The following is a 559-nucleotide window of genomic DNA, read 5'->3' on the forward strand; positions in this document are numbered from 1 at the left end:
ATAGAGTGAATATGAGCAAGCTTCGTGACTTTAATCCTATGCTTGAGAAGTATTTTAAAAGCCAGTATTACAGCTTAAGCAGTAAATCCAAGACACTTGGAAACGAAGCTTTTAATCGTGAGTTAGCAAAATTAAATCAATCTCTTCGTGAAACACTTTCTAAGTTTAATAAGACCACCAGCAAAAATAATTACAGTGAAAATGCTTCAAATAGTCTGGATGTATTAGCTACAAGTGCAATCAAAGCAGGTACAGCCATTTATGGTTTTCAGACAGCCTTAGAAGCTTATAGGAAGGTTATGGAGATTGGTCTGAAAAAAGAAGCATCACAACGAGCGGCACAATTCGTTTTAGGTGATGAAGGTGCTAAACGAGCTACAGAATTTGTTAAGAATCTTGCTGATAGTAGTGGTGTAGACCAGATTGAAACATTTAGCAGTTTTGCTAAGTTTTCCGCTGGTGCTGGTGATATGAATGCAGACCAGAAAGAATCCTTATTTTCTAATGTGATTGGTACATCCCGACTAATGGGTTTAAGCACTGATGAGATTAACGGGAT

The 559-nt window shown here is 37.2% G+C and carries 1 pseudogene; it reads left to right on the forward strand.

What is annotated here, in order from left to right:
- Positions 1 to 559 (forward strand): annotated as a pseudogene (locus ACUU1I_RS21095) (tape measure protein); the annotation flags it as partial.

This window comes from Shigella sp. SIG3, from assembly GCF_053555855.1.